Genomic DNA, 26,442 nt, shown 5'->3' with positions numbered 1-26,442 from the left:
CCGGATATTCATTCGGTGCACTCTTTGTCCAGAAAGTGACTGGCCAGAGGATGGTGGACCAAGATGAGTGGATCGGATTTTACCCCGCGATTGGGGCTTCCCTACCTATTGCCTAATCAGGCGCAGAAGCACGTCACCTTGAATGAGAGCCTTAAGGCGGTGGACACGCTGTTGATGGCCGCGATTGAAGGACAGGGGGCAACCGTTCCGCCCGCTGCTCCGTTCGAAGGAGAAAGCTGGCTGATTGGCGCTGCTGCAACAGATGCTTGGCAAGCCATGGATACACAACTGGCTGTCTGGCTTGATGGGGCCTGGCACTTCTACACCCCAGTTGCAGGTTGGCAGGTTTGGGACAAGTCGATCCAGCAGGTTATCGTTTTTGATGGCGGCGGCTGGCAACCTGTATCGAAGGAACCACAGAATCTGGAGCTTTTAGGGCTAGCGACAACGGCTGATACCAACAATCCTCTTGCTGTGCGGCTCAATCAAGCTCTGTTTACAGCACGCGAAGGCTGGGATGGCGGCAGCGGGGATTTGCGGATCACTTTGAATAAGGAATCCGAAAGTGCGGTCGGGTCTCTCGTGTTCCAGTCTGGCTGGAGTGGGCGGGCTGAAATTGGGCTGGTGGGCCAGAACAACCTAAGCTTCCGGGTGAGCCCTGATGGCGGTACCTGGTATGATGCTGTGTCCATTCATCCGATCGATCAGACCGTACATTTTGGAGCCTCGCCAGTGCCGACCAGTTCGGCTGCATTGGATCTGGGGCAGGCAAACCAGATCTGGCGTGATCTTTATTTGCAAAACGCACCAACGATCAGCTCTGACCGTCGCAGCAAGACCGAGATTGAAGACCTGCAGGAGCCTTTGCGCTTTCTGGATTTTCTGCGCCCAGTGTCTTTCCAGAGAACACCAATGGGCAAGCGTCATTTCGGGTTTGTTGCTCAAGAAGTTCGTGAGGCTCTGATAGCCGTTGGGCACGATGATGCAGCGCTTTGGCGACTGGCTGACCCGGATGATCAGGACAGTCAGCAGCTCTTGTCACCTGACGAGTTGATCGCTGTTCTGGTTGCCGCGATTCAGAATCTTAGCATTCGACTTGAACGCTTAGAGCAATCTCATGCAGTTTGAGAGTCCCAGTGCAGCGCATGAGGCGCTGTCCGGTAGATGGCTATGGCCGCATTTCTCCATATCTGAATTGGCCTGCCATTGTGGGGGGCGGTTCTGTCACGGTGAGTACTGGCATGAGCCGGTTTTTCTGGATGCCCTGGAGGCGGTACGCGCGGCGGTTGGCCGCGCGCTTGTCATCACTTCCGGACATCGTTGTGCTCAGTGGAATGCAGCGGTTGGTGGCGCGCCCTTATCGCAGCACAAAACGCTGGCGGTGGATGTCGCTTTGGCCGGGCATGATCGTCATGTCCTGCGAGAGGCTGCAGTACGACAGGGGTTCACCGGGCAAGGTTTGGCACGGACGTTCCTGCATCTCGACCGACGGCGCGACCCGGCGATTTGGTATTATGGAAGGAGTAAAGAGGCATGGCAGATATAGCAGGATTGGCCGCGAGCGCTGCAGGGGGCGGGCTGTTTGGCCTGCTGGGAACGGCCCTTGGACGTGTTGCGGGTTTTTTTGAGAAGCGCCAGCAACTCGCGCATGAGAAAGCCCGCTGGCAGCATGAGGTTCAATTGATTGAGCTACAGCAAGCTGCGGCGCGCGCGGAAACGGAAGCAGAGATCGCACTCACCGATTTGGCCGGAAGCTGGCGCGGCTTGGATACATCCATTGCGGCAGAAGCTGCTATGCGTGCGAGCTATAAATGGGTGGATGCGGCCCGCGGGATTACGCGTCCGGTTTTGACTTTGCTCTTATGGCTCATCGCCGGGGCGATATGGCTCGGCGCGTCAGAAGTTGACCGCAGCGCGATAACCGAAACCGCCACTTTCGCGGCCACGGCAGCAACGCTCTGGTGGTTCGGAGACCGCGGCCCAAGCAAGGGGTTACCCAAATAGGCATGCTCGATTGACTTTTGGGCAAAAGAAAAGGGCGGTCATAAAGACCGCCCTTCTTATTTCGGATGTTTCCAGAGACTTAGAACGTCTTGGAGACTTCGATGAAGCCACGACGCCCTAAGACATCATAACCAGTGGCGTTAACAGGAGTGTTGCCGCCAACAGTGGTTACCTGGCCAGCAGAGACAGCTGGTGGGTGCTCATCAAACAGGTTCGAGATACCTGCTGTGAATGTCCATGTGTCACCTTCCCAACGAACAGACGCACCGTGATAGAACACAGCCTCTGTCTCAACATCGTAAAGACCTTGGAGACCGAAGTAGTTTGCTGGCAGGTTCAGGTCAGCGACGAAGTCACGGTTATTGTCCTGATGTCCAATGTAATCAATGAACCAGGAGTATGTGAAGTCACCGCGCTCAAGGCGGATATCAGCATTACCAACAACGTTCGGGAAGCCGATTGAGCCGTTGAAGTCATCATTTGCAACGCCTGTATCAAGCTCTGAACCAAATACGCTGATAAAGCGCTCGAGTGCCCAGTTTACCGACCCTTCAACAATCAGGTCACCGAATGTGAAGCCTCTTTCATACCGGGCTTCAAGATCGATACCGCGCTGTTGTTGGCTATCGAGGTTGATGATCGGTGCAATGACTTCTGTGATCCGGAAAGCATTAGTACCTGGTGCTGTTCCTGGGTTTCTGATGATCAAGTCACAGAATGTGTTCGGGAAGTTCACAGCACCATAACAACCACCAAGCACCTGTCCCGCGCTCAAACGCGTGATCTGATCCTCGATTTCAACTTCATAATAGTCAATGGCTACACGGAGGTCTGTGAAGGTTGGGGAGAAGACAAAACCAGCAGTGAATGTCTCACTGGTTTCTGGTCTCAGTCCACCAGGACCGCCTGTAAGCTCATTATAGAGATCGAGTGTATCTTGGTCGAAACGGTCAAGAATGATGTCCTGAACTGTTTGGCTTGCACTACCAAATGTACGAATGCTGCCTGAGCTACCATTACCGACCTGGTTGATATTAGCAGTGGTAATACCCACAGCTGCACAGTTATCGATCAGGTTTTGGTTGGTTGTTACATCAACGTTGTTGCATGGATCATTCAACTGAGAGAAGAAGGCCAGTTCGTCATCCAGATACGTTTCGAACAATGCAGGTGCACGGTACGACGTTCCAAAGCTGGACCGTAAACGTAGCGTCGGGTTGATCTGCCAGTTCAGGCCAATCTTGTAGATTGAATCCTCGCCGCCAACATCATAGTCGAATGCACGACCTGAAAGGTTCAGCGTCAGCTCTTCAGCAAATGCCGCGCCTTTGATGATCGGAACATCCAATTCAGCGAAGATTTCCATCACTTCATTGGTACCTTGAGTAGGTTTCGAAACCGAAGAACCCCAAACTTCACCAGTTTGAGTCAGGACACCAGGCTGATCATCAATCTCGAATTCACGATACTCAGCACCGATCCCGATGTTTACGTCACCAGCTGGCAGCTCAAACAATGGACCAGTGGCAACAGCTGTGAACTGTGTTTGCTCATAGGTTGTGTTACCTGATTGATAACCGCCAATGGCCGCTACGAGATCATTGACGCGCGTACCATTCAGGAAGTCAGGGTCAAGGAAGTTAACTGAAGGTGGCGCGATAAAGTCGACAACACCATCATCGTTATAGTCGACCCCATCAATACCCCAGTCACCTGAACGAGCATTGAGAATCTCATTGCCTTCATAAGTGGCATCTGACTTTGAGTAGATACCCGTCAGGCGCCAGCCCCATTCAGATAGAGCATCGATACCAAACTGCCCAGATAGTTCAGAAGATACCATCAGGTAGTCTTGCTCAACCTTGTCGTAGGTTGGGAAAGGCAGCACAGGGAGTGCAAGAGACTGGATGTCGTTGGAGTAGGTTGGGTCAGAAATATACCCAAATCCAGGGTTGTTGCCTGCAGGGTTAAGTGCTGAACCAACGGATGGGAAGAATTGACGCCATCCTTCAACTTCTGTTGTACGGCGCGTAAGCAAAAGCTCACTATCCCAGTTCATACCATTACCAAATGTAAGGTCAGAAGTTGCCATGAACGAGATGTTCTCGTTTTTCGGACGATAGTCGGTGTTATCGTAAAAATCACCATCAAGAATATCTTCAAAGAAGAGTGTTCCATCCGGGTTTGTGCCTGTGCCAACACGTGGGCGGTAGCCAGTGATGCTTCCGCCGAAGGCTGTTGGGCCAGTTGAACCATCAGGCGATGGAATCAGACGCTCACCTGAGAACTGGTCAATGACTGTATCGTGATAGATATTGTCACAGCCGAATGGGCCGGCCGGGCGTGCAGATTGGTCACGGCGATCGATCAGCTCTCCGGTGTCTGGGTTTCGTACGCGGTCGATTGGGCAATCAAGATAGTCACGATCAGCGCCGTCAAGCTCTTCTTGAAGACGATACTCACCTGAGAATGCGAATGTACCAATGTCACCGAGTTCAAAACCGAACGCACCGCTGATACGGTATTCTTCACCACCCTGCTCGAATGGCTGTGAGGCAAACACGTTGATTTCTGGGCTGTCGACAGCATCACGTGTGATAATATTTACAACACCACAAACGGCGTCAGAACCATAAATGGTTGAAGCGCCATCTTTGAGGATCTCAATGCGGCTAACGGCTGATTGTGGGATTGTGTTAAGATCAACAGATGAAACACCACCACGTGTACCCGCTGGGCCAGGACGCTTGCCATCGATCAGAACGAGCGTTCGTGTGTCGCCACAACCACGAAGGTCAATAGTCTGTGAGCCAACACCACCATTGGTAACGAAGTTCTGGAAGGTGTTGTTTAGCTGTGTCGCACCAGAGGCCAGTGAAGACCCTTGCAGGAGTGAGGCTGTGTCGACCAGACCCTCGAGCGTAGCGACCTCAGCGGTAATAACCTGGATCGGTGATGAGGAAGAGAATTCATCACGGGCGATCAGAGAGCCTGTAACGACAATCTTTTCCTGTCTGGCTTCGCTGGTATCTTCTTCGACGATTTCAACGACTTCTTCTGTGCCCTCTTCTTGGGCATAGGCTGCTCCGGACAACATAAGTGCGCTAACCGCAACGCTGCCAAAAACAGTCTTCTTGTAAGAGCTGAAGCTCATATAAATTCCCCTGAACGTTGGTGTTACTAATCCGATTTTCCTCGATCTTAAGCCGAGATGAATTTTTTGTGAGCCTTATTGAAAAAACGTGCAAGCTCTTTAGACGAATTCCTGACAGTTCTGTAACAAAACCGTCGAGGAGTGTGGTTTTTTGGACACTTCTGGTGAATTGGAGCAAGATTTTCGTCCCAGAATGGCTTTAGCGCATGAGATGCGCCTCATTCTTTGCCATCAGGGGTGAATTTCGTCAGTGTCTGCTCTTGACCAAATCAGGGGTAGCGACAGTATATCAAACATGCGTTCTGGGAGAGACATAGATATGATGAACAAGCTTCGCTCGCTTCTTAGCTTAGCGGTCATAGCTAGTGCGCCGCATGCACTAGCTCAGGTTGACCGTGTTAGTATTGAGGCATTCTCTAAACAACCTTCGGTGACAGGTGTTTCCATGTCACTTGAAGGAGATGTTCTGGTTGGTCTTGTAGCCGATCCATCTAAGGATGGAGAGGAGATGGCTGCAGCTTATTGGGATTTGTCAGGTGAAATTGACACCACAAAGCCTTTGTTGCCTTCAAACATCACTCCGAGTGGAACGCGGACAAACTTTTTTGCTGCGAATGCACTAAAACAGAAAAAGTCTCTTTGGTTTACAGTCCAAGCTTACACGGGCTCTTTACAAGGATGTGGTGAGGGTAAAACGACTGGATCCACCAAAAAGTACATCCAAAAGGTGTACATGGGCAATGAACGGATCAAAAAAATTGATGATTTGCCAAATGGGTCAGCTGAAGTTGGTGCCAGCAAAGTCCTGCTTCGCTGTTTTGAGTTAGAAGGTGAAACTGGTATTGCATCTTTGCTGCCGCTGGACTCTGAAAATGTTCTTCTCTCTCGAACAACTACGAAAAATGGTGTTGGTTACTTCCTGCATAACCTGCGTACAGGACGGGAACAGTTTCAGTATCGCGGTAAAGAGTTCGAGAATTATCTAATTAGCGATCGTACAGGTGAGCCATATGGTTCAACTGAGCTCGAGTTCACAAACGGCGAATGGCAGTCCTTCATTAACCTTCGCGATCCAGCGACAGGTAGACTCACACGAGAAGATGCTCTGACCACGAATATTGAAGACCGCTACACTCTAGATATTTACGGCTTCCATAGCGAGACAAATCAGTACTTCGTCGGGACAGATAAATTCTCCGATAAAGTCTCGGTCTACATGTACGATGCATCTACTGATCAATTCAGTTCAGAGCCAGTATTTGCGCATCCTGAGTTTGATATATCGGGCATAGAGTTCTCGACCCGTGAGCAGGACTTCGGTGCGGTCCTTGGTTTTACTTATTTGGCCGATGTTGCAAAGACGTATTGGTTAGACCCAGAAATGGATTCGATTCAGAAGGGTCTTGATGCGGCGTTTCCAAATCGCAACGTCTCCTTGGGAGATATGACGGCAGACCGAAATCGGATTCTCTTTACAGTCAGCAGCGGGTCTATGCCGACTGCTTACTTCTTGCTCATCGATAAGGCTAAAGTGGCGACGATTGGGTCTAGCCGTCCTTGGATTGATCCAGCAGACTTGGGCGAGACAGAGCTGACATACATCACGGCGCGTGACGGTCTTAAAGTGCCATCTCTCGTGACCTATCCGCCGAACTTCCAGAAAGGCAAGGATAAGGCTCGCGGCGCTATTATCCATCCTCATGGTGGACCATGGGCGCGTGACTTTGCTGGCTTTGATAATGCCGGTTGGGTTCAGTACTTCGCTAACCGTGGTTACATCATCTTGCGCCCTCAGTATCGCGGAAGCACCGGTTTCGGCCGCGCCCTATGGCTCGCTGGCGATAAAGAATGGGGCCAGAAGATGCAGGATGATAAGGATGACACAGCTGCATGGCTTGTTAGCCAAGGCTATGTCGATGCCGACAAAATCGCTATCCATGGTTATTCTTATGGCGGATTTGCCGCGATCGCGGCCTCCGTTCGTCCAAATAGCCCATACCAGTGTGCAATAGCCGGTGCGGGTGTGGCTGATCTTGCCAAGCTCGGAAATGTCTGGGGTGACAACCGTATACAACGGGTTGTTCAAGGACAGACCGTTAAAGGTATGGACCCAATGCGGAACACCGAGAAGGTGAATATCCCGATCCAACTCTATCACGGGGATTATGACGTACGCGTGCCGCTCTTCCACAGCCGTGACTTCTATAATGCGATTAAGCGGGACTCCCCACAGAGTGAGCTGATCGTACTGAAGCAGATGGGACATCAGTCAAATAAGTGGCTGCCTGAGCATAAGGCAGATGTCCTTGAGAATATGGAGCGCTTCCTGACCACGACTTGTGGAATGTAAGCACACCAAAAACTGACACAGGGAAGGGCGATCCGTTGGGTCGCCCTTTCTTTTTTGTGGGGCTATCGCATCTGGTCTCTTGCCCCATGGGGTGACGAAAGATACGAAGCACCCCATATCTGAAACGGCGCGCAGGTTGCGCCGGTCAATATGGAGACAGGATGTCAAAAGAAGAAATCATCGAATTCAACGGAACTATCGTTGAATTGCTGCCAAACGCGACGTTTCGCGTGAAGCTGGAAAATGATCACGAGATCATTGGCTATACAGCCGGAAAAATGCGCAAGAACCGCATTCGTATCCTCACGGGCGATAAAGTTCTGGTCGAAATGACACCATATGACCTGACTAAGGGTCGTATCACTTATCGTTTCAAATAAGATTTATGCCACAGGATCGGATGCTTCCGCCAGACGGCTTTGAGCGCCATTTTCGCCGTTCTGGTCTGACTGATCCGTGGGAACCGCTTTATTCCAGAAAACAAGATGATCGGCTCTTGATGGGCCTGGTTCTGGCTGAGCCGCATTGTAACTCGCGTGGCTTAGTGCACGGCGGGTTGATCGCAGCTTTGGCTGATAATGCGATGGGGCTGTCCTGTGTTTTTGCGCTGGCAGCTGCGGGTAGAGATGCTGGTAAGGGGCTGGTGACGGTCTCGCTGGGGACAGACTATCTGGGAGCTGGAAAACTGGGGGAGTGGCTACAGATCAACCCCGAACCGGTTAAGGTTGGCGACTCAATCTGTTTTGCCCGTGCTTTGATTACGTCGAATGATGTGCCAGTTGCCATGGCGAACGCGACCTTCAAGATTCTCTGATGCGGCTTGTTCTTGCTTCTGCTAGCCCGCGTCGGCGGCAATTGCTGGCTCAGGTCGGTATTGTGCCAGATGAGATCGCGCCCGCCGATATTGATGAAACTCCGATGAAAGCAGAACTGCCGCGTCCCTATGCTGAGCGTATGGGGCGGGAGAAAGCGCTCGTCGTTCATCAGGAGGGGCAGTTCACCCTGGCGGGCGATACGGTTGTGGCACTTGGGCGGCGTATTTTGCCCAAAGCGGAAACCGATGCTGAAGTTGAGGTCTGCTTGCGGCTGCTGTCCGGGCGGGCGCATCGGGTTTTAACGTCGCTCGTTGTGATTTCACCGGACGGACGCAGGGTTGAACGCTTGAGTGATACACGGGTGATTCTCAAGCGCTTATCCGATGAAGAGGTGAGCGCCTATCTTGCGAGTGGTGAGGGGATTGGTAAGGCGGGTGGATATGCCATTCAGGGGCTGGCCGGGGCCTATATCAAGCACATTTCCGGCAGCTATACCGGGGTTATGGGGCTGCCGGTCTATGAGGCCATGAATGCGCTGACAGGGCTGGGTTATCAAACCTAGGCCCGTGACAAGGATTTCACCTGACAGGTGCCGCGCAATGCTTGCGAGCAGGGGATGGCTGGAGTAACGCGAGACCATGAAAATCCGCCCGAAACACATGCGTAAGCCCCATGTCGCACCAGACTTGTCGACCCCTGAGGGCCGCAAGCGCGCGAACAATGAGCTCATGTGGGGGGATCACCACTTTCTGCGTCTGAAGTTCCAGAACCTGCATCAGATTTCAGATGAGATGTGGCGATCCAATCAGCCAAGCCCGAAGCAGATTGTCGAACATGCTGCAGAACGTGGGATCAAGACGATCCTGAATCTGCGTGGCGTGTCCACCAAGGGCTACTATTTTCTGGAGAAAGAGGCCTGCGAAGCCAATGGTGTGACGCTGGTCGACTTTCAGGTTTTTTCCCGGGACACGCCTAAAGTGGAAACGGTCTTGGGCGCGAAGGCTCTGTTCGAGGAAATTGCCTATCCGGCAGTTATGCATTGCAAGTCTGGTGCAGACCGGGCAGGCCTGATGAGCGTGCTGTATATGCATTTCCGACAGGGGTTGCCGATTAAGGAAGCGATTGAACAGCTCTCCAAGAAATACCTACACCTGCGTGAAGGCAAAACGGGATTGCTCGATCATTTCTTTGAAGAATACATCGCCTATGCCGAGCAGCATGATATCTCGTTCGAGGACTGGCTGACCAGTGTCTATGATCGCGTTGCAATGAAGGAAGAATTCCTGGCAAGCGGCAAAGGCAAGCTGCGCCTGAGTGAGCTTCTGCGCCGTGAATAATCGATTTTTTGCTGGTCACGTTTGGGGATTCATGAAAACGTTCGCTGAGCGAGTTGATTTGGAAGGGATCGCTATGAAGAAGATGTTTGTGGGCGGCTTAATGGCAGCTGGTTTGATTGGTCTTGCGGCCTGTGGCGGCGGTGGCGGAAACCCTAAAGCTGAGCTTATCAAAGCCTGTATGGCTGAAGAGGGTAGCTCTGCCCAAGAATGTGAGTGCATGGCGGATGCTGCGGTTGAGCAATTGGACAAGGATCTGCTGAAAATTCTGGTCGATGCCGCCAAGTCCGGCGACCAGTCTGATGAGGCTATGGCCGCGATGATGGGTGAGCTGACCCCTGAGCAAATGAACCAGTTCATGGGCTTTGCCATGTCAGCGGGCATGACCTGCGGCCTTGGCCAGTAGGCTGTCATAAAGCCAAGCTAGACAGAAACCCGGATTTGGTTAACACCTGATCCGGGTTTTACCTTTTTTGGGAGGAAGACATGAAATTCTTCATCATCAACAGTTTCCGCATGATGGTCTATGCGGCCTATCTGGCGATTATCGCAGGCGGTATCTTCCTGGGCTATTACAATGGCTTCGTTGAAGAAGTGAGCAGCGCAGAACTGGCGGTTGGTATTGATGGTATGCCCGGACGGGTTCTGACCTTGGTGGCCATGTCGCTTCTCGGCTGGATTGCCGCAAGTGTCGTAGGTGGTTTGATCGTAACACTTCTCGACATTCGCGACGATATCAATGATCGCCTGCCTGACGCGCGCCGTGACGATTAGAGCGTAAAGATGACGAAGTTAGAAGTTGCAGCCATCTATATCGCTGCGAACCTGCTCATCCTGCTTTGGCTTGCCATACGTGTGATTGCCCGGCGCTTTAAAGGGCGTATCGCGCATGGGGACGGTGGATCAGATGATTTGGCGGTCGCGATCCGTGTGCATGGCAATGCCAGTGAATATAGCGCAGGGGCGATGATCGGCTTAGTCGTGCTGGCCCTGATGGGCGCAGCAACCTGGCAACTTCATGTCCTTGGCGGGGCATTCACACTGGGACGACTATTGCACCCAATTGGCATGAAGGGCGGCCCGATCGCCTTTCGACAAATTGGTATGGTGCTGACCCTCCTGACTTATGCAGGGTTTGCCCTTGCGCTTCTGGTGGCCGCGTTTACCTGACGCGGTATGACTGATCGACTGACTTTTGCTGGATTATTGCGTGAGACCCTGAAAGGGGCAGGGCGAGTGATTGTACCCAGCTTGCCCTGGACGGCTCTATTTATTTTCGCTTGGGGGTATCTGGTTTGGGCGGCAGCGGCTTTGCCGGAAAGCGCGATAAGTTCAATCTTGTTCGCTGGGTTGGCGCTGCTTACCCTATACGCCCATAGCCTGTTTTCTGTCTCTATGTATCGGGTTTTGCTGGGGAGCGAAGCTAGCATGCGGTCGGCTGCGTTCAAGCTGACCCTGTCATGGCTGTTGGTGTTTACCGTGATGGCCATCATCTTCTCGATCTGGACGCTGTTCTTCTCCATGGTTGGGGCCAGTGTTGGTATTGTTTCCGGAGAGGGCGATGCCGGCCAGATCTCCGATATCACTGAACTGATGCAACAGGGCGGGACATTCTGGCCGCTCTTCATCGTTTTTATCGCCTCTTTTTTCGCTCTTTTCTGGTTTGTCACGAGGCTGATGACGTTTGCCGCTGCAACCAGTCATCGCGCGCAGGTTCATGTTTTCCGGACCTGGAGCTGGACAAAAGGGCAGTTCAAACGTCTCGGGCCAGCTCTGCTTGTAATGACCTTTTTGCCTTTAGCTGTTGGGTTGGTCATTGGGGTTTTTGCGGGCCAAGCCATTTGGGGGAATGAGCCAACAGCTATAGAAGCTGCGCTTGCCGCCGGTCTCACCATGCTGGCCTGCACCCCGGCAGCATGGCTCGGCCATGCGCTCGCGGCGACGGTCTATAAGGCGCTTGCGCCCGTTCAGGAAAACTAAGCGACAACGCCTTTTTCAAACAATGCGTCCATATCGCTGGCGCTGTAACCGAGGCGATCCAGAACATCGCGCGTATGCTCTCCCATGCGCGGGGATGGGCCGGATGGACCGTCATCGGCACCGGGGAAACGGATCGGTGAAGCTGGCGATTTAAAGGTTGATCCGTCGCCACTGGCGCTTGGCACTTCTGTGATGGCGCCAGCCGCTGCGACTTGTGGATCGGCTGCGACTTCAGCGAGGGTTTGAACGGGGGCCCAGGCAATGCTTTCTGCGTCCAAGCGCTCGGCCAATTCTACTTTGGTGTAGCGGGCAAAGCCTGCATCGAGCAGATCAACGAGTTCGCGGGCATTGGCACGGCGACCCTTGGCGCTGGTGAATCGTTCATCCTCGATCAGGTCATCACGCCCGCAAGCGCGGCAGATAGGGGCCCAGTCGACGCTGCCTTGCCGGGAAACAATACATATCCATGCGCCATCACTGCTCTGAAAGAAGTTCATCAGGGGCTGAATGGTTTCATGCCGGGATTTGGTTGACCCAATCCGGTTGAAGAAGAGCTGGATGGCAAAATCACTGCCCATCGCGAAGAGGGCGGCGCGCAGCAGGGACGCCTCCACAAGCTGCCCCTCGCCCGTACGCTGAGCCTTGACCAGAGCGGCGCAAATGCCAGCAGCCGCGGCCATGCTGGTGGTGTGATCACCAAAGGCGGTGCGCAAGGCAAACGGTTCTTGGCCCTTAGGGATGGTCAGGTTTGCGACCCCGGCGCGGGACCAGAATGAGGCGACATCGAAGCCTGGCTTGTCCGCATCCGGGCCCTCAAGGCCATATCCCGTGAGCGTGCAGTAAACCAGTTTGCGGTTAGCTTTGGCGAGGCTCGCATAGTCTAGCCCGGCGCGGGTCAGGCCGCCGGGGCGGACATTGGTCAGGAAGACATCGGCGTCGCCTGCCAGCTTACGCAGGATCGCGTTACCTTCCTCAGTGCGGGTGTCGAGGATGACGGATTTCTTGCCGCGATTATCAAAGTCAAAAACCGGATTGTCCTGAATGTCGGTACCGATTGTGGAGAAGAAATTGCGAATCGGATCGCCGCCCGGCGGTTCGATCTTGATAACATCTGCGCCCCAGTCGCTCAGAATGCTGCCAGCACCGGGGGCGGCCATATAGGTGGCGTGTTCAATGACGCGAATTCCGTCGAGCATAATCTCTCCCTTAAGGTGTTATCCGCCTGTCTGTCGCAGGCAGTTTAGTAAACCGGGTATTAACCCGGTTTGTTTAATTGTCGACCAAATCTCTTTTGGGGATAAGGAAGACTGCCTGATATGACTATTCAAAGCATGCGCCCGCAACTGACAGAGAACGATATTATTCGTTTGATGAAGGGGGAAACCTCTGAAGAGCGCGCCAGTGTGGCACACCGTCTGTGCCGTCGTATCTCGATTGATGCATTGTCTGAAGAAGAGCGCAAGTATGCCGATGAAATCATCCAGATTCTGGCTGCGGATGCGACCGAATTGGTACGGCGAACTCTGTCCGTCACATTGCGCAACTCGCCGAAGCTTCCGCGCGATGTCGCGCTGAAGCTGGCCAAAGATGTTGAGTCGGTTGCGCTTCCTGTGCTGGAAAACTCTCCGGTATTTTCAGATGAAGACCTTTGTGAGCTGGTCTTGGCAGTTACGGCGGCGAAGCAGGCAGCCATTGCCTCTCGCTCGGAAGTGTCTTCGGAACTGGGTGAGGTTATCTCTGAACATGCGGCAGAAATTGCGGTTGAGACCTTGGCGGCAAATCCAGGGGCGAACCTGTCCGACAAAGCCTATGAGCATCAAATTGCGCGTTTCCCGAAGAATGCGAACCTGCATGAGAAGATTGTTCTGCGGGATAATGTGCCGGTTCATATTGCTGAGAAGATGGTTTCCCTCGTCTCCGGCGCTGTATTCGATATGCTGATCAACCGCCATGAGTTGCCAGCCCAGCTGGCGATCGATCTGGCGGCAGGGTCCCGTGAGCGGGCGACAATTGATCTGGTTGAGCAGGCTGGGCGAACCAATGATTTGCCGCGCTTTGTTGCGCAACTGAACCTCAATGGTCGTTTGACTCAGTCGCTGATTATGCGGGCGCTATGCGTCGGGCATATGCCGTTTGTTGAACATGCGCTAGCGGAGCTTTCCGGGGTACCGCATGGCCGGGTCTGGCTGATGATCCATGATGCCGGGCCATTGGGCTTGCAGGCTGTGTTTGATCGCGCGGGTCTGCACCGCAAAATGTTGCCAGCCTTCCGCGCAGGCGTGAAAGTCTATCACGAGTTGGAAATGGATGGTGAAGCCAATGACCGGGCCCGCTTCCGTATGCGTATGATTGAACGTGTGCTGACGCAGTTCCAGGCGATCCCGAAAGAAGACCTCGACTACCTGCTTGAGAAACTGGATGCTTATTCAGAACAAGCCAAGCGGCGTGAAGAGGCCGTTGCCTGATCAGGCGTCTGCGCGCGGACGCACACCGTAATCAATCCCCATAGACGCGAGCCAGTCGCCATCGCGCCAGCTTGCCTGCTCTGCAATGATCTGCATGCCGCAGGTTGAGGCCGTTTCGATACGTTCTTCCAGTGCAGGCTCAAGCTCAATCTGGCGGCTGTCGATGCGCATGGTTTCGAGCAGGATGCGCAAGTCGGTGCTGAGCGCTGCCTGCCATGAACGTGTGGCATCAAGAGATAGACGGAAGCCAAGCTTGCGCAGGGCCATGAGACCTTGCCGCGCTTCCGGAGATGGTAGCGCCAAAGTGCTGTCATTGACCTCAAAACAGATTTCCTGTGGGCACAGAACGGTGCGCCGGATCGCTGCATCGCAGGCGATTGGGGTATCAGCATGGATGAGCGCCGCCATGGATATGGGAACGATGACCGGGCGGATATCCGTCTCTTCATGCGCCATACGTGCGATTTGAACCAGTTGCTCGGCAAGGAAAGCAGCCGGTGAAATCGGCTCACTTTGGCTGGCTGCCGGACCAAATGCCACACGCTCTTCAAATGGCTTCAGGGTTTCTGCCAGAAGCGTCATTGGCTCGCCTGAGGTGAGGTTCAGAACAGGGGTAAAACGCACCTGTGATGGGCGGGCGTGAGAAGAGGGTGAAGTCTGGTGCATTCTGCTTCCGTGACGTTGCGTGAAGCATGACAGATACAGACACAGCGTTGAAATCACGCGCATATGGGCGGCATGATTTGTTTGAAATTTAATAGACCGCCACAGGAGAGAAAATGACGAAAGCCCCGAGTGAACCGCGTTTATCGGCAACAGTCCTGTTGCTGCGTGATCAGCCTGATTTGCAGGTCTTGATGGTCAAGCGGCATTACGAGATTGATTTTGCTTCGGGCGCTTTGGTGTTTCCTGGCGGCAAGGCGAATGCCGAGGATGAGAACGAGGCCTGGGATGCGCTGAGCGACGGTGATTTTGAAGGCAAGGATCGCGCGGCGCGGGTTTCTGCGGTGCGTGAAGCCTATGAAGAAGCGGGGATCATTCTCGCGCGTCCGGCAAATGCACGAGGGGAAGGAGCGCCTTTGGTTGGGCCAGATGTCGCTAAGGCTCTGGAGCCTTTTCGCGGCGCTGTTGATCGCGGGCAGCAGAGCTTTGTTGAGTTGATGCAGGATCATGATCTGGTTCTGGCGCTCGATACGCTGGTTCATTTTGGGCACTGGATCACACCGGACATGATGCCCAAGCGTTTTGATACACATTTCTATCTGGCCCCAACCCCGCCAGATCAGAAGGCTGAGCAGGATGGTCGCGAAACCACAGAAGCGGTCTGGCTTGGCGCGCAGCAGGCGCTGGATATGGAAGCGGCGGGTGATGCAACGATCATTTTTCCGACCCGTATGAATCTTGGAAAACTCGCTGAAGTTCAAAGTGTTGAGGCCGCGCTCACGCGATTCTCTAACGAGGCAGTTGTGACCGTTCTCCCGGTTATCGGTCAGGATGAGGCGGGTGCCCCGTGTCTGCATATCCCAGTCGAAGCGGGCTATATTCAGATCACTGAATCTCTGGGCAAAGTGAAAGAAGGGGTTGGAAAGGCCGCTCAATAGCCGCTTGTAAATTGGTCGCGATCTTGCTTATCCTGTTGTCATTACTGGGTGGAGTAGAGGAGACGCGATATGGCGCGAGCAGAATTGACGCTATCTGAGGCAGATTTACGCCGGATGATTCCGGATCGATGTTTTCAACCCAATGTCTGGCGATCGCTGGCTTATCTCTTGTTTGATGTTGCGTGTATCGCAGCCTGTTACATCGCCTTGGCGAATGTGTCTGTTTGGTGGTTGGAATGGCCCCTGATCTTTTTGATCGGGACATTCTGTTGGTCGCTCTTTGTCATTGGGCATGATGCTGGACATGGATCGTTTTCCAAAAGCCGAACGGTAAATACGATTGTCGGTATTCTGACCCATTCAGCGATCCTGGTGCCCTATCGTGGTTGGCAGCGGAGCCATGCCCAGCACCACATGAAAACCGGGCATTTCCGCAAGGAAGAAGTGTTCCGCCCCTGCCGCGCTGAAGAAGACCGCCTGTTTCGGAAAATTCTGTTCCGGTCTGGTATCTTCGTGCTGATCGGCTGGCCGATGTACAAACTCGGCTTCCGGAATCTGACGACCTATGATCCGATCAATGGCAGCCACTATCTGCCGACCAGTGACCTTTATACCAAGAGTGTGCGTTGGTCCTGGTATGTCGGTCTCGCTGTGCTCGTGGCATTTCTGGCGCTCTATATCGGGCTCGGCGTTGTTTATGGCTGGGGCTTTTTCGCGAAGTATATTCTCGCGCCTTACCTGATTTATGGAGCATGGCTGACCTTCGTGACCTACATGCAGCACGTGGCACCGGAGGTACCTGTTTATGATGAGGGGGACTGGACGCGGCTGAAAGGATCACTGGCCAGCGTTGATCGCAATTATGGGCCGTTCAACTGGATTACGCACAATATTGGCAATCTGCACATGATCCATCACGTGTTCCCGACGATCCCGCATTATCGCTTACAAGAGGCGACCGATGCCGTCGCTCCGGCCTTGGGCGAGTGGTATATTAAATCAGATCGATTTGTTCTGTTCGATTTCGCGCGGACCCTGATTGGTTGCCACTATGTTGAGAAAGGTGAGGGGCAGGAGGACTGGAAGTCTGCTTACCCATTTGCCAAGAACCGTGGGCGTAATGGCAAACCTGCGCAGGTCCCCGCCGAATAAGATCAGGCTGTGGCGGCCTGTAGAAAGCTCGCCATCCACTGGCCGACCAAATCATTGTCGACAGGGGTTTTGAGGCTTTCCTCAGCCGCATCGACCATATCAATGGGTAAGGCTGTGCCTTTGCGGATGCTGTAGAGCGCGCAATTGAAAGCTGGGCTGAACTCAGGGTGGCCCTGAAAGCTGATGGCTTTGATGGCGGGGTAAGTAAGGGCAGCATATTCACAAAAGTCGCTTCGCCCAACCAGAGCCGCGCCGGGTGGCAGGGACTGGACCTGATCCTGATGACTGACGCCAAGGCTGAAGGTTTCCGGAGCCGTCTCCCCCATCCAGCCTTGCGGGGCGACGATATCATAGACATGGCGACCAATGCCCCAGCCTTTGTCAGACTTACCAACCTGAGCACCCAGAGCATGAGCAATGGCCTGATGACCAAAACAGATACCGATTTGAGGGAGTGTCGCCGCAGCACTCCACCGGATGAAATCCATAAGTGGGCTCATCCATGGCATGTCATCATAAACCCCTGCCGGGGATCCCGTAATCAGGGTTGCGTCAAGCGTTTCTGGGTCGGGCAACGCATCCCCTTGTGAGAGGCGAAGACTCTTATAATCCCAGCCCGGTAAGTGCGGGGCGAGCAGGGTCTCAAACATGTCTGGATAGCTCGGCCAGTCTGCGCGAATCGCTTCTGGGGCCTGTCCGGTTTCAATAATCGTAAGAGTCGGCATGAAAACGCTTTGCGATATTTGTTTGGATGAGGCAAGCACTCGGATGTTATATAGAAAAAGCCCGACTCAAAGGCCGGGCTTTCATTTCATTTACGCTTGGCGTTATGCGGGCTTTTGTGCCTCGACCCATGCCACCATACGCGCTTCCAAGGCATCAAGTGGCATCGCGCCAGCACCCAGAAGGTGATCATGGAAATCGCGCAGGTCGAAGGCTTCCCCGAGTTCCTCTTTTGCCATTGCGCGCAGCTCCAGGATTTTCAGCTCGCCGACTTTATAAGCGGTGGCCTGACCGGGCCAGCCAATGTAGCGGGTGACCTCGGTCTGGATGTTGAGTGGTGCCAGCGCGGTATTCTCTTTGAAACAGGCTTCGGCCTCTTCACGTGTCCAGCCATACCAGTGTAGGCCAGTATCGGCGACGAGGCGGCAGGCGCGCCACATCTCATAGGAAAGTTGCCCGAAACGTTCATATGGGGTGCGATAGAAGCCGCCTTCGCCAGCCAGTTTCTCGGCATAGAGGCCCCACCCTTCACCAAAGGCGGTGGCATAGTAGGTGCGGCGGAATTCCGGCACGTCTTCCAGTTCTTGCGCGATCGCGATCTGATGGTGGTGACCGGGAACGGCTTCGTGCGCGGATAGGGCTGGCAGCTCATAAAGCGGGCGCTGGTTCAGGCGATAGGTGTTGACCCAATAGGTGCCAGCGCGGCCTTCATCGGCGTCACCACTGGAGTAACGCCCGGTTGTATATCCTGGTGCGATCGCAGCCGGAACAGCTTCAACACCATAGGGCAGGCGCGGTAGAACCCGGAACCATTGTGGCATGAGCATATCGAGCCGCTTGCTCATTTCCGAGGCTTTTTCGATCAGCTCCGCAGGTGTGCGGGCATAGAATTGCGAATCTGTACGCAGGAAATTGGTGAAGTCCTCGAAGCTGCCTTCAAAAGCCACTTCTTCGATAATGGTTTCCATTTCTGCGCGGATACGGGCGACTTCGGATTGACCGAGCGCATGGATGTCTTCTGGAGAGTAACCTGAGCCAGCGGTATGATGAGCGACGGCAGCGGCATAGGCGGTCTGTCCACCTTCCAGTGTTGCCAGGCCTGCGCCTTCACGGGCAACTGGGGCATATTCTGTTTCAAGGAAGCGCAGCGTATCGGCATAGGCGGCAACCGCTTCCATCACTGCAATTCTGCCCTCTGCTTTCAGAGCTTCAATCTCTTCGGCGGGCAGTGATCCACTATCGAGAGACTCAAATGGCATAAGCAGGACGCTATCATCAGCCGTTTCAACAAGCTGCTCGCGGATCTGATCCATACCCGTATTGAGCGGGTCTTTGTAAGCAGTCCAGCCCGTGGCGATGCCGCGGCGCATGTTCACGACATTATCAGCAAAGAAACGAGGCACATCACGCAGCCGGGCAATCCAGGCCTCAGCATCATCCCGCGTGGTCAGGCGTGTACGTCCAGCAGCGAAATGTGGCGCTGCAAAGAAGCCCCAATCGCCAACCATCGGCAGGCGAGCTGTATCGAAAGTCTGCGCGTCGATTTCCTGTTGCAGAAGGTGGCGCAGGATGGCGGCTTCCGGCCCTTGGCCAATCTCTGGAAGTGCTTCCAGCCTTTGCAGAAGGGTTGTGGCCTGTGCGGCCCGGTCTGCAATGTATTCAGGTGTTACCTGACCCCAGGTGCGGGGCGAGGTGTCATTGAACCGGGCCTCGGCCACAGGGTCCCCAACACGGGCAAAGACATCATAGTCTTCGATCAGGGATTCGAGCGTCGCGGCCTGTTCGATTACAGGCGCTTCCTGTGCAAAGGCTACGCCCATTGGTGCGCTAAGGCTGAATACAGTGGCGAGCAGGAGAGGGCGAAGCGATTTAGACATAGGAAGTCCCCAAAGCAGAATGTGGATAGCTTGTTAGTAGAGTTAATCTGATGCCTGCATTCGGGCAAGCGAAACGGGATGTGCGTTGGCGGTGTGCTTATCCCTCTACGCTTTTCACAAAACCTTCACCTGACATTTTCTGTCTGTGAACGTTAGGAAGCGCCTGAAAAGCCCTGATCGGCTTGCACAACTCTATTCGTCCTGCGGAGACTCGACATGAAAAATGCATTCTCAGCTTTCTTGCTGGGCGGTCTGTGTACTGTGGTTTCCTGTGCAGCACCGGAGCCTGTTGAGGCGACGCGGGTTCTTCCTGGTGCGCCTGAACCAACGCCGTTCACCCGGGCATATTCCATGACCGAGGCCCCTGACGGAATCCGGGTTTATGTGCAGGAAAACGGCGACACAACGGAAATGAAACTCATTCGTCCAGTCGGAAACGGATGGAGTGAGCCAGAGCTTGTCGTCGATCTACCAACACGACGGACCCTGACAGGGCCGCATTTCAGTCGCTTTGATGAGATGTTTTACTTCTCCAGTGACGCGGCTGTTCCGGGTCGCGAAGGCAACACGGATATCAATATCTGGCGTGCGCCTTATCTTGGGGATGGGCAATTTGGCGAGGCTGAACCTCTTGCCATGTTTGGGATTAATACAGGTGCGAATGAGACTGATACAGCAACGACTAAGGATGGCACGCTATACTTCGTGACCAATCATACCCATGCCGGTGGGGGCAGTTATGACATTATGAAGGCCAGAGAGGCGGAAGACGGCGCGTGGACGCTGGAGGCGATGCCAGACGGCGTGAATGATATGCGTACCGATGATCACCTGGTTGTTGATCCTGAGGGTAACTGGATGATCTTCTACAGCCATCGCAGCCCCAAAATGGGGTATGTCGACCTTTGGATATCCGAGCGTGATGCCTCTGGTGAGTGGCAGCCGGCTGAAAATCTGGGGCCTTTCCTGAATACGGAAGGGATCGAGTTTGGGGCAGGCTTGTCTTGGGATGGGGAGACACTCTTCTTCTCACAGGAAGGGAGTTTGTACGAAGTCCCGCTTGCCGCAGTGCTAACTGCAGATCGAGCTATCCCGTAAAACTTGCGCGTTAACCATTAAATGCGAAAGCCGCTCATGCATGGGCGGTTTTTTATTTGTTGAAGAGCGAGCGATGCTCAAAAGCAACATTACCGCGCTGTCACAAAAGCTTTGTTGAACTGTTGGAAAAGCGTCAAACATCGCTGCTAGTGGCCCCTTTGAACGCGTGAACATCGAGTCTCTCGGTATGCGCAGTTCTGCACGACAACAGGCGTATAACGCTCAAGGGGTAGATCCAAATGAAAACGCGTACTGCTTTCAAGCTGGCGATCATGGCTAGTGCTGCGGCACTGGTTCTGACGGGCTGTTCGGACACAGACATTTCGTCTCCGGGAACACCGACAACACCAACTCCACCGCCACCACCACCGCCGCCGCCACCACCAGCCGCGACTATTGATCTGGTTCCAGCCGCTGGTTGCCCAACAGGCACGACTGAGGTGAACTATGCGGCAGTCCCAGCTGACGGGTTTTCAGACATTGATGTATGTGAGCTGACAGGCACCATCACATCAAACATTACCATCCCTGCAAACACGTCCATCGCGCTTCAGGGACCTGTCTTCATTGGTGAAGACACAAAAGGCGGTGCCGGTTCAGCTGTAACGCTGACCGTTGGTGAAGGTGTCCGTTTCTTTGGTGCTTCCGAGAGTGGAACTGGCTCAGCCATTGATGATTACATCGTCATTTCTCGTGGGTCAGCGATTGAAGCTGTTGGTACTGAGGCTGCTCCTATTCGTTTCACAGCCCGCGCTGCGGTTAATGACGAAGAAACAGGGTCTTCGATCCTGACTGCAACAACTGATGCGCAATGGGGCGGTCTGGTCATTAATGGCTTCGCACCGATCAATGCCTGTCAAGGCGCTGCGGTTGGCGGCACTGCCGATTGTGAGAAATCTGGTGAAGGGTCTTCAGGTTTCTTTGGCGGTGATGCGGCCACAGATGACTCTGGTGAGCTGCGCTATGTCATTGTTGAGTATGCGGGCGCGCGCCTGACCAATAATGACGAGCTGAACGGTATTGCTTTCCAAGGTGTGGGTAGTGGTACTGAGGTCAACTACATTCAGGTCCACAACAATCTTGATGACGGCATTGAGTGGTTTGGCGGTACAGTGAATGTAAAGTACGCTGCTGTAACGGGTGCTGGCGATGACAGCATTGACTGGACAGATGGTTGGACTGGTAGCCTGCAATTTGCTGCGGTAAATTCTGACCGCCCGACTTCCGGGGATCCACGTGGTATTGAAGGCGATAATCTCTCAGGTGATTTTGCAGCGACACCCGTGTCTAATCCGAAGATTGCAAACTTCACAATGGTTGGCTCTCCGAACAATCAGCAGGGTATGCTGGTGCGTCGTGGGTCTGCCGGTACGTTCATCAACGGTATTGTAACCGGCTTCACACCTGGCTTTGACGTCGACAATCAGGAGACATTCGACAATTACACAAGCGGTGATCTGGTCTTTGAATCCATCGCGCTTGATAATGGTCAGAACTTTGCCAGCGATAGCGATGGCGTTCCTGCAATTCCGGTCTCTGCCAATGTTCGTGGTTACACAAACAGCCTGACGGATGGCTTCTTCCCAGGCACAGCTGAAGGGAACTTCCCAACCTCTACTGCGCTTTCTGGCGATGCCTTCTTCTCTGCAGCTGACTATGTCGGTGCCTTCGGCCCAACTGAAACAGCGGCTGCAAACTGGGCGAACTTCACATTGGCCAACACGCTGTTTGATGCGGTTATCAATGAGGCCAACTGTCCAACTGGAACAGTTGAGAATGGGACACTTGATGGCAAAAAACTTTGTCAGATTTCAAGCGCTAACCCAATCGTCAACGATCTGACTCTTTCTGATGGCGGTCAGCTGATCTATGAACTCGTGGGCCCTGTCTTTATCGGCGAAGATCTTGGTTCGGACCCAGCGAACCCGCTGGCAACCGGTGATGCAGCTATTCTGACGATTGAGCCTGGTGTGACGATCGTCGGCGAAGGCAATGATGACTATCTGGTGATCACTCGTGGATCAGAAATTCGTTCTAATGGTACAGCCGCTGCTCCTGTCGTGTTCACGGCTAAAGGTGCAGTTGACGGTACAACAACACTTGATCAGGATACTAAAGGCCTTTGGGGCGGTGTCGTGATCAATGGACGCGCGCCTATCAATGCCTGTCAGGGCGGTGCGACTGGCGGAACCGTAGATTGTGAGAAATCAGGCGAAGGGTCTTCCGGCCTGTTTGGTGGTGCGACAGCAGATGATGATAGCGGTCACATCTACTATACACGTGTTCAGTACGCTGGGACGCGTCTGACCAATACTGATGAGCTGAACGGTATTGCTTTCCAAGGAACCGGATCAGGTCTCGAAGTTGACCATGTTCAAATCTACAACAATCTTGATGACTGCTTCGAGTGGTTCGGTGGTACAACTAACGCAACTCACCTGCTGGCGATCGGTTGTGGTGATGATAGCCTCGATTGGACAGATGGCTGGAATGGTTCCATCCAGTACGCCATCGTCTATAGTGGTGTTGCTTCGGCGACTGGTGGTATCTCTGGAGACCCGCGTGGTATCGAGGGCGATAACCTGTCCGGTAACTTTGCTGCGACACCTGTGACCGACGCTAAAGTGTCTAACTTCACGATCATTTCTGGTGGCGATACAGCTTCAGATACAGGTGTTGTGCTTCGCCGCGGCATGGGCGGTGTTATCGCAAACGGCATTGTTCTTGGCTGGCCAGATGCCGGTATTGACGTGGATGATGCTGAAACCGTTACCAACTTCAACAATGGCGCTCTTGAAATCCAGTCCATCTTCCTGTCTGGAAATGGTGACGATCTTGAAAATGATGGCACGGATGTCACCTTCACAGCGGCTAATAACATGGTCACTGGTCAAACCGTCACAACAAGCGGCTTCACATTCCGGACCGGTCGTCCAGGTGTGGTTCCAGGTGCAAATGAGCAGGCTGTTCCTGTCTTTGACGTGACGGGCGAAGGTGCTCTGACCGCTACGACATATGTTGGCGCTGTCGAAGATGCGAATGATACATGGTTCCTGGGCTGGTCAATCGACCAGGAAGGCAACCTGACATCTGTAAACTAAACACAACCTGATTGTGCAGGCGGCGTGATCTCTCATCACTCCGCCTGCATCTTTAATTTAAGGTAGCCACGATCACTAAAAGGGGGATCGCGGCATTCATACGGGATGACCAAGATGAGCCGTACACGATCGTTTAATTCTTTTCTTCTTGCAGGTGCGTGCCTCGCAACCATTGCTAGCGCGACAGCTCAGGAAACTGTCGATCCGAATGCTCCGGATGAAGAAGCTCGCCAGCAGACCATCGTCGTTCGCGGGCAATTTATTCCCGATGAGAAGCGGTCAACATCAGAGGTTTCTGCCCTGATTGACGAGGAAGACTTTGCTCTGCAGGGCGATAGCGACGCCGCATCTGCGCTTGCGCGCGTAGCGGGTATCGCAACGGCTGATAATCAGTTCATCTACGTTCGTGGCTTGAATGAGCGCTATTCCAGCGCGCTTCTGAATGGCTCACCACTGCCATCACCAGCGCCGCTCCGCCGGGTTGCACCGCTTGATCTCTTCCCAACATCTGCGCTCGATAGCGTTCTGGTGCAGAAGACTTTCTCTCCAAATCTACCTGGTGAATTTGGTGGTGGTCTTGTCGATTTGCGGACAAAAGCCATTCCTGATGAGCGCTTCCTGACCATGTCCATTGACGGCGGTTTCAACACGGAGACGACCCTTCAGGACGGTCTACTCTATGATGGTGGTGATCTGGATTATCTGGGTTTTGACGATGGTACGCGCGACCGTCCTTCAATTGAGAATGGTTTGACCCAAGAGTTCGGACGCCAACTCACCGATGATTCCTCGCTTCTTGTGATGCAGGAGGGTGAGATTTCTCCAAACTTTAGCCTCGGTATGACCGCAGGCGATCGTTTTGATTTCAATGAATATCTTTCAATGGGATTGCTTGGCGCTGTTGGGTACTCAAATTCCTGGCAAACAAAAGAAGGCGAACGCGGCCTTGCCTCACGCGCCACTGTCGGGTTGACGCCTTTCTTTAATCAGGACCTCAGAAGCACCGAGAATACCGTCAAATTGAATGGCCTGTTGACGGCTGGTTTTGATATTCTGGATAACCACGAAATCAAACTGACTGGGTTGGTTTCTCGTTCAACAGATAAAGAAGCTCGTATTGTGTCTGGTGTAAACGCAGAGGATGTTGAGGTACGTCAGGACAGTCTTGAGTGGTTTGAACGCCAGCTTTGGACCACGCAGATTCAGGGTACATCTTATTTTCCTGAATTGATGAATTTAGAAGTCGAATGGCGCGGTTCATACTCTGAAGCGCTTCGGGATGCCCCCTATCAGCTCTCGAATAGATATATTGCTAATGTACAGACAGGTATACTTGAACTCGGTACGGGTCCTACGGATAATGTTATTCAGTATAGCCGTGTTGATGACGACACGACCGACTTCGGTATCGACTTCACTCTACCGCTTGAATTCGGCGATCCGGCTACATGTACGTTTCTGTGTGAGGTCGAACTCAAAGCAGGTTATTCCTATGTGGAAAATGACCGAAACGCGACTTCTATACTTTATGCGATAGATGGCGCTGGAGACACTCAACTTACGAATGAGCGTGTTGATTTTGTCTACTCCTTTATTTTTAATGGTGGCAGTGGACGCGTTGTCGAGGTTGCTGGTCTGCAATTCCCTCAGCTTTATGTTGCAACCATGGAAATCGATGCAGGGTATGTTGGGCTAGACGCACAGATCACACCTTACATTCGCGCAGCTATCGGTGGCCGTTTTGAGGATGCAATTCAGGCTGTTGATACCAGAGAAATTGGTGCAAGCCTCGATGGCAATACGGTTGAGGGTGTCATCGACGAGGAAGACTTCCTGCCCGCTGTTACAATCACCTGGAACCCAATCGATGATTTGCAGGTTCGTGCAGGATACTCAGAAACGATTACACGCCCACAATTTCGCGAGCTTGCCCCCGCAGTCTTTGTAAACACAGAGACTGATGCCAATTTCTTTGGTAATCCATACCTCGTAAACGCCGCGATCAAGAACTATGACGTGCGTGGAGAATACTACTTCTCACGCGGACAATTCATTACGCTTGGTTTCTTCTATAAGGACCTCGAAAATCCAATTGAAGAGATTCTGGACCCTGCCGAAACCATTCAGACGACCTTCATTAATGTTCCTTCCGCTGAGTTGTACGGTTTTGAGGTGGAGTACGAACAAATTCTTCCATTGAATGACTGGTTCGGGTGGGGCTTCTTCGAAGATCGTGATTTTACCGTCAAGACAAACTATACTTGGTCAGATTCAGAAGTGCAGGCGCGCGAAAATCCTGATGATTCAGGTCTTAATAATGCGCAATTCTGTGAACAGTTCCCGTCTGATTGTATTGCCGTAAATGTTGCCAATAACCTGTTCCCTGTCAGAGGGCTAACGCCTGCTGGTGATCGTATTGAAGATGGTCGACGTCTTCAGGGGCAATCGGAGCATTTGTTCAATCTTCAGCTTGGTATTTCTGATGTTGAGGCTGGCGCCGAATATAACCTACTTCTCAACTATGTCAGTGAGCGCATTCGTTCTGGTGAGGTCATCGGGCGTAGATTGCCAGCGATCATCGAAGAGCCGCCAATGACGCTTGATTTTGTTTACAATAAGCAATTCCAAGCTTGGGGTGGCGATTATGAGTTCTCTCTGAATATCGAGAACATTCTTGGTGAAGGCTATGAGGCCTATCAGGAAGCCGATGGAGACCGGATCAATGTTGATGTCTATGATCTTGGTACAGTTCTAAGCCTTGGCCTGAAGCGTAAGTTCTAACGCGATA

At 53.2% G+C, this 26,442-nt stretch carries 23 protein-coding genes; 18 read left to right on the top strand and 5 right to left on the bottom strand.

All coding sequences use genetic code 11. The features are described 5' to 3' along the window. Window positions 1–63 precede the first annotated feature (63 nt). The 3 genes from RYZ27_RS08830 to RYZ27_RS08820 are packed head-to-tail and all read left to right on the top strand — an operon-like array spanning window position 64 to window position 2,004. Window positions 64–1,128 (top strand): DUF2793 domain-containing protein, encoded by a 1,065-nt coding sequence (locus RYZ27_RS08830; RefSeq protein WP_406679128.1) that lies wholly within the window; start codon window positions 64–66, stop codon window positions 1,126–1,128. After that, the gene (locus tag RYZ27_RS08825; protein ID WP_406679127.1) at window positions 1,118–1,546 is read left to right on the top strand and encodes a D-Ala-D-Ala carboxypeptidase family metallohydrolase; all 429 of its coding nucleotides are present in this window, start codon (window positions 1,118–1,120) and stop codon (window positions 1,544–1,546) included. Before RYZ27_RS08830 ends, RYZ27_RS08825 begins: the two co-directional genes overlap by 11 nt. Further along, window positions 1,534–2,004, top strand: a complete 471-nt coding sequence (locus RYZ27_RS08820) for a hypothetical protein (RefSeq protein WP_406679126.1) — start codon at window positions 1,534–1,536, stop codon at window positions 2,002–2,004. Before RYZ27_RS08825 ends, RYZ27_RS08820 begins: the two co-directional genes overlap by 13 nt. A gap of 79 nt (window positions 2,005–2,083) precedes the next feature. Here RYZ27_RS08820 and RYZ27_RS08815 read toward each other — a convergent pair whose 3' ends face one another. Continuing rightward, a complete protein-coding gene (locus RYZ27_RS08815) occupies window positions 2,084–5,158 on the bottom strand; it encodes a TonB-dependent receptor domain-containing protein (protein ID WP_406679125.1) in 3,075 nt (1,024 codons plus the stop codon). A 319-nt stretch (window positions 5,159–5,477) separates the two neighbouring features. On the opposite strand from RYZ27_RS08815, the gene RYZ27_RS08810 reads away from it, so the two are divergent. From RYZ27_RS08810 to RYZ27_RS08770, 9 genes are all read left to right on the top strand, one after another. Beyond that, complete coding sequence (locus RYZ27_RS08810; protein ID WP_406679124.1) at window positions 5,478–7,508, top strand: alpha/beta hydrolase family protein; 2,031 nt, start codon at window positions 5,478–5,480, stop codon at window positions 7,506–7,508. A gap of 161 nt (window positions 7,509–7,669) precedes the next feature. After that, window positions 7,670–7,888: a translation initiation factor IF-1 gene (gene infA, locus RYZ27_RS08805; protein ID WP_406679123.1), complete on the top strand. Its 219-nt coding sequence runs from the start codon at window positions 7,670–7,672 to the stop codon at window positions 7,886–7,888. 5 nt (window positions 7,889–7,893) lie between these two features. After that, window positions 7,894–8,322 carry a PaaI family thioesterase gene (locus RYZ27_RS08800; protein ID WP_406679122.1) on the top strand — a complete coding sequence of 143 codons (429 nt, stop codon included), beginning with the start codon at window positions 7,894–7,896 and terminating at the stop codon, window positions 8,320–8,322. After that, window positions 8,322–8,885, top strand: a complete 564-nt coding sequence (locus RYZ27_RS08795; protein WP_406679121.1) for a Maf family protein — start codon at window positions 8,322–8,324, stop codon at window positions 8,883–8,885. Before RYZ27_RS08800 ends, RYZ27_RS08795 begins: the two co-directional genes overlap by 1 nt. A gap of 97 nt (window positions 8,886–8,982) precedes the next feature. Beyond that, window positions 8,983–9,660 carry a fused DSP-PTPase phosphatase/NAD kinase-like protein gene (locus tag RYZ27_RS08790; RefSeq protein WP_406679120.1) on the top strand — a complete coding sequence of 226 codons (678 nt, stop codon included), beginning with the start codon at window positions 8,983–8,985 and terminating at the stop codon, window positions 9,658–9,660. 73 nt (window positions 9,661–9,733) lie between these two features. Then, window positions 9,734–10,063 carry a hypothetical protein gene (locus tag RYZ27_RS08785; RefSeq protein ID WP_406679119.1) on the top strand — a complete coding sequence of 110 codons (330 nt, stop codon included), beginning with the start codon at window positions 9,734–9,736 and terminating at the stop codon, window positions 10,061–10,063. Window positions 10,064–10,143: 80 nt separating this feature from the next. After that, the gene (locus tag RYZ27_RS08780) at window positions 10,144–10,431 is read left to right on the top strand and encodes a hypothetical protein (protein WP_406679118.1); all 288 of its coding nucleotides are present in this window, start codon (window positions 10,144–10,146) and stop codon (window positions 10,429–10,431) included. A gap of 9 nt (window positions 10,432–10,440) precedes the next feature. After that, window positions 10,441–10,827 carry an MAPEG family protein gene (locus tag RYZ27_RS08775; protein ID WP_406679117.1) on the top strand — a complete coding sequence of 129 codons (387 nt, stop codon included), beginning with the start codon at window positions 10,441–10,443 and terminating at the stop codon, window positions 10,825–10,827. Window positions 10,828–10,833: 6 nt separating this feature from the next. Next, a complete protein-coding gene (locus tag RYZ27_RS08770; protein WP_406679116.1) occupies window positions 10,834–11,637 on the top strand; it encodes a hypothetical protein in 804 nt (267 codons plus the stop codon). Here the strand turns inward: RYZ27_RS08770 and RYZ27_RS08765 are convergent. Further along, window positions 11,634–12,833, bottom strand: coding sequence for a CaiB/BaiF CoA transferase family protein (locus RYZ27_RS08765; protein WP_406679115.1), 1,200 nt, complete (start codon window positions 12,831–12,833; stop codon window positions 11,634–11,636). The two genes, RYZ27_RS08770 and RYZ27_RS08765, sit on opposite strands and share 4 nt — an antisense overlap. A 120-nt stretch (window positions 12,834–12,953) precedes the next feature. Here RYZ27_RS08765 and RYZ27_RS08760 point away from each other — a divergent pair, with 120 nt between their 5' ends. Next, window positions 12,954–14,102: a DUF2336 domain-containing protein gene (locus RYZ27_RS08760; RefSeq protein WP_406679114.1), complete on the top strand. Its 1,149-nt coding sequence runs from the start codon at window positions 12,954–12,956 to the stop codon at window positions 14,100–14,102. Here RYZ27_RS08760 and RYZ27_RS08755 read toward each other — a convergent pair whose 3' ends face one another. After that, entirely contained in the window at window positions 14,103–14,768 is a 666-nt protein-coding gene (locus RYZ27_RS08755; RefSeq protein ID WP_406679113.1) for an EAL domain-containing protein, read from the bottom strand. It abuts the gene before it with no gap. A 113-nt stretch (window positions 14,769–14,881) separates the two neighbouring features. On the opposite strand from RYZ27_RS08755, the gene RYZ27_RS08750 reads away from it, so the two are divergent. Both RYZ27_RS08750 and RYZ27_RS08745 read left to right on the top strand, forming a co-directional pair. Continuing rightward, entirely contained in the window at window positions 14,882–15,703 is an 822-nt protein-coding gene (locus RYZ27_RS08750; RefSeq protein ID WP_406679112.1) for an NUDIX hydrolase, read from the top strand. 69 nt (window positions 15,704–15,772) lie between these two features. Continuing rightward, window positions 15,773–16,855, top strand: a complete 1,083-nt coding sequence (locus RYZ27_RS08745; RefSeq protein WP_406679111.1) for a fatty acid desaturase — start codon at window positions 15,773–15,775, stop codon at window positions 16,853–16,855. 2 nt (window positions 16,856–16,857) lie between these two features. Here the strand turns inward: RYZ27_RS08745 and RYZ27_RS08740 are convergent, their stop codons facing one another. Together RYZ27_RS08740 and RYZ27_RS08735 are read right to left on the bottom strand one after the other, a co-directional pair. Further along, window positions 16,858–17,580: a type 1 glutamine amidotransferase gene (locus RYZ27_RS08740; protein WP_406679110.1), complete on the bottom strand. Its 723-nt coding sequence runs from the start codon at window positions 17,578–17,580 to the stop codon at window positions 16,858–16,860. A 102-nt stretch (window positions 17,581–17,682) separates the two neighbouring features. Beyond that, complete coding sequence (locus RYZ27_RS08735) at window positions 17,683–19,455, bottom strand: DUF885 domain-containing protein (RefSeq protein ID WP_406679109.1); 1,773 nt, start codon at window positions 19,453–19,455, stop codon at window positions 17,683–17,685. A gap of 216 nt (window positions 19,456–19,671) precedes the next feature. Here RYZ27_RS08735 and RYZ27_RS08730 point away from each other — a divergent pair, with 216 nt between their 5' ends. From RYZ27_RS08730 to RYZ27_RS08720, 3 genes are all read left to right on the top strand, one after another. Then, a complete protein-coding gene (locus RYZ27_RS08730) occupies window positions 19,672–20,553 on the top strand; it encodes a hypothetical protein (protein WP_406679108.1) in 882 nt (293 codons plus the stop codon). Window positions 20,554–20,792: 239 nt separating this feature from the next. Further along, window positions 20,793–23,654 (top strand): hypothetical protein, encoded by a 2,862-nt coding sequence (locus RYZ27_RS08725; RefSeq protein WP_406679107.1) that lies wholly within the window; start codon window positions 20,793–20,795, stop codon window positions 23,652–23,654. Between the two features lie 114 nt (window positions 23,655–23,768). Continuing rightward, entirely contained in the window at window positions 23,769–26,435 is a 2,667-nt protein-coding gene (locus RYZ27_RS08720; protein ID WP_406679106.1) for a TonB-dependent receptor domain-containing protein, read from the top strand. Window positions 26,436–26,442: the final 7 nt, after the last annotated feature.

The sequence above is a fragment of the Hyphomonas sp. FCG-A18 genome (genome assembly GCF_045287255.1).
GTDB lineage: Bacteria > Pseudomonadota > Alphaproteobacteria > Caulobacterales > Hyphomonadaceae > Henriciella.
This window is presented reverse-complemented; position numbering and strand designations above follow the sequence as displayed.